The sequence below is a fragment of the Methylocystis sp. genome, from assembly GCF_021731785.1.
Classification (GTDB): Bacteria; Pseudomonadota; Alphaproteobacteria; order Rhizobiales; family Beijerinckiaceae; genus Methylocystis.
The window spans coordinates 1-3000 of record NZ_JAKFWS010000085.1; the positions used below are offsets into that span (position 1 = coordinate 1).

Consider the following 3000-nt stretch of genomic DNA (forward strand, 5'->3'; position numbering starts at 1 on the left):
CGCCGCTTATAGCGGCCGGACATGAAGCGGCAACCCGCCTTTGGGCCGCGTCGTGAAATCGGGCGCGAGCTCCAGCCGATGACCCTCGACCGGCGTGAACCGAAAGTCGCGAATGAGCGTGGCGAGAATGGCGACCATCTCCAGCATCGCGAACCCCATGCCGATGCAGATGCGGGGGCCGGCGCCGAACGGCAGGTACGCGCAGCGATGGCGCGTCTTGGCTTTTTCCGGCGCGAAGCGGTCGGGGTCGAAAGCGTTGGGCGCGTCCCAGAGTTTCTCGTGACGATGCAGCGCCCAGAGCGCCGCATAGACCGGCTCGTTCTTCGAGATTTTATGCGGCCCGAGCAACATGTCTTCGCGCGGCTGTCGCCCGATCGCGGCGGCCGGCGGGAAGAGACGCATCGATTCCTGTATCACTTGCTTTGTAAATTGCAGTTTTTCGATCGTCTCGCCGCTGATGTCGGCGTCGCCGGCGATCGCGCGCACTTCGTCGCGCAGGCGGTCCTGCGAGGCCTGATCCTTGGCCAGCAGCCACAGGCTCCAGCCGAGCGCGACCGCCGACGTTTCATGCCCCGCGACCAGAAAGCCGTAGAGATTGGCGATGAGTTCGGCGTCGGTCATCGACCGGCCGCTTTCGGGATCCTTGGCGGCAAGCAGCCGATCGATGATCGCCTGCGTTTGCCCGCCTGATGCACGCCGCGACGCCAGGAGGCGCGCGGTCTCGTCGTAGAGGTAGCGCATGTCCCGATTGATCTTCGATGACCCCGGAAACGGCAGCCGTGTCGGCAGTCGAAGCAGGGTGAAAATCCGCGACCAGGAGATCGCGGCGAAACTCTCCTGCAAGGCGGCGACAAACTTTCCGCGATCGAAGGCGCCGGTGACGCCGAGCACAGCTTTCTCGATGACCGCGAAAGTGACGTTCGACGTGGCGTTCATCACGTCGATTGGCGCAGCGCGAGGCGAGGCGCGCCAGGCCTCCGCCTGGGCTTTGGCGCAATCGACGAATGTCGGCGTGAGGGCCAGAAGATTGTCGTGTCGGAAGGCGGGCGCCAAGGCGCGCCGCTGCCATTTCCAGTCCGCGCCTTCGACAAAGAACAGCGCGTCGCGGTTGATGACGGACGACAGCGCGCCGACCGTGATGAAGTCGCGCGTAAAACTCTCCGCGCGGGTGATCAGCATGTCTTCGATGAGTTCGGGATCGGTAAGATAATGCGTGCGCCCGACGAACGGCCAGAAGCCGTCAAGCGTGAAATAGGTTTCGCGATAGGCGGCCGGCGGCCAGTTTTCGAGAAAATTGCGTTTGGCGGAGCGCCAGGACGGCCGCTCATTGGGCGCAACGGGCGTGAAATCCGGATCGTGAAACATCGCAGGGCCTCCTGGATCGAATCGCCTGACCAAACCATACCATATAGTATGGTTTTGGCGAGAGCTGTCGACTGTGTAAGCCTGAACCGATGAGTCGTTTTAGAAAGGAAGATTGGCTGACGCTCGGCGCGAAGCTCCTCGCCGAGGAGGGGTCCGCCGCGCTGACGATTGATCGCCTGACGGCGGTTGCCCAGCGCACCCGCGGCAGCTTCTATCACCACTTCGAAGACCGCGACGCCTTTCTTCGCGCGATGATGGAGCGCTGGCGCGCACAAGTCATCGACGAAGCCGGCAAGCGCTATGAACAGGCGCAATCGGCAAATGAGCTGCGGCGACTGATGCGCGAACAGCCGATGGCGCTCGATCATCGGTTCGAGCGCGCGTTGCGCCGCTTCGCCGCGAGCGAACCCATCGTGCGCCAAGCGGTCTCCGAAGTGGACGCCAAGCGCATCGAGGGGCTCGCTTGCGTGCTGTCCTATATCGACCCCGATCTCAGCGACCCGCAATCGGCGGCTTTTCTACAATATGCGGCGCTCGTCGGCCTGCAATGGCTGCTCGACGACGCCGACGATCCGCGCATGCCGGGGATTCTCGAGGCGGGAAATCGAATATTCCGACTAGATGACGGGGAAGCGCCCGCATCCAAGAAAACGGCGCAGGAAAAAAAGCCGGCCGCGCCCGTCAAATCCTGCAGCGGCGAAAGCCCCGCCAAGCGAAAATCGCGAGAATGAGCATCGGCAGCGCGACGCCGATGAGCGGGCCGGCGAGTCCGGCCGGGGGGCGGCCCATCAATTCTTCATCAGCCCGCGTAAATTTCGGCATCGCCGCGTAATCCTGCGCCGTCAGCGCCGCGCCCGCCTTGGCGCGGGAGAGGAAGAATTCGCGCCAGTCGAGATGGAAGGCGCGGATGCGATCGAGAAAGGCGCGATAGCGCTTCTCCCCGGCGCCGGCGATGTCGGCCATCGCCTGATATGTCAGATAGGCGGGCGAGAGATAGCCGAGCCTGTCGGCCATGTCGCGCTGGCGGGCGAGTTGCGCATCATGCTCGGCGACGATCGCCTCGACGCGCTGAAACGCCGCCTCCTGCGTCGCGAGGCGGCGCAGCGTCGCCTCCTGGGCGCCGGCGCCCCCCGCCGGCCTGCCGCCGCCATGTTCGTCGGCGTAACGCGCCAGCGCGGCGTCGCGCGATTTGTCGGCGTCGGTCGAAGCGGCGCGCGCCGCCAGCACCATCTCGATGCGCGACGGCGCCGGATGCGCGAAGGCGGCGAGGCTGTTGATCGCGGCCGGCAGGATCATGGTGATCGCCACCCAGGCCCCGATCAGCGTCAGCGCGTTGAACGCCGAGCCCCGCCCGAGCCCGTCGACCGCGGCCGCCAGCGCCGCCCAGAACAGGCCGTAGAGCAGCACGACGAAAAGCAGCGCCGCGAAGCCGGGCGTCGCGAAGCGCTCCCATCCCGCGAAAATCCAGACGCCCGCCGCGACGGCCAGCAGCATCGCGGCGATCGGCGCAGCGACGCGCGCGGCGAGCTTGCCGGCGAGCGCGGCGCTGGGCCGGCGCGCCGAGGCAAGCGTCATGCCCAGCGTTCCCTGCTCGCGCTCGCCGGCGAGCAGATTGAAGGCCATCGCCAGAACGAC

3 protein-coding genes are annotated in these 3000 nt (G+C 66.0%); 1 reads left to right on the top strand and 2 read right to left on the bottom strand.

Translation table 11 applies throughout. The features are described from left to right. Window positions 1–6 precede the first annotated feature (6 nt). Window positions 7–1365: a cytochrome P450 gene (locus QZ964_RS14275; protein WP_292532314.1), complete on the bottom strand. Its 1359-nt coding sequence runs from the start codon at window positions 1363–1365 to the stop codon at window positions 7–9. A gap of 89 nt (window positions 1366–1454) precedes the next feature. Here QZ964_RS14275 and QZ964_RS14280 point away from each other — a divergent pair, with 89 nt between their 5' ends. Beyond that, on the top strand, window positions 1455–2096 hold the full coding sequence (locus QZ964_RS14280) for a TetR/AcrR family transcriptional regulator (RefSeq protein ID WP_292532315.1): 642 nt from the start codon (window positions 1455–1457) through the stop codon (window positions 2094–2096). On the opposite strand, the gene QZ964_RS14285 is transcribed toward QZ964_RS14280, so the two are convergent. After that, the coding region (locus QZ964_RS14285) for a DUF3526 domain-containing protein (protein WP_292532316.1) at window positions 2047–3000 on the bottom strand (954 nt) is incomplete at its 5' end. The two genes, QZ964_RS14280 and QZ964_RS14285, sit on opposite strands and share 50 nt — an antisense overlap.

Coding starts and splice junctions, on each gene's coding strand:
- QZ964_RS14275 (WP_292532314.1), bottom strand. CDS start 1,365: ATGTTTCACGATCCGGATTTCACGCCCGTTGCGCCCAATGAGCGGCCG.
- QZ964_RS14280 (WP_292532315.1), top strand. CDS start 1,455: ATGAGTCGTTTTAGAAAGGAAGATTGGCTGACGCTCGGCGCGAAGCTC.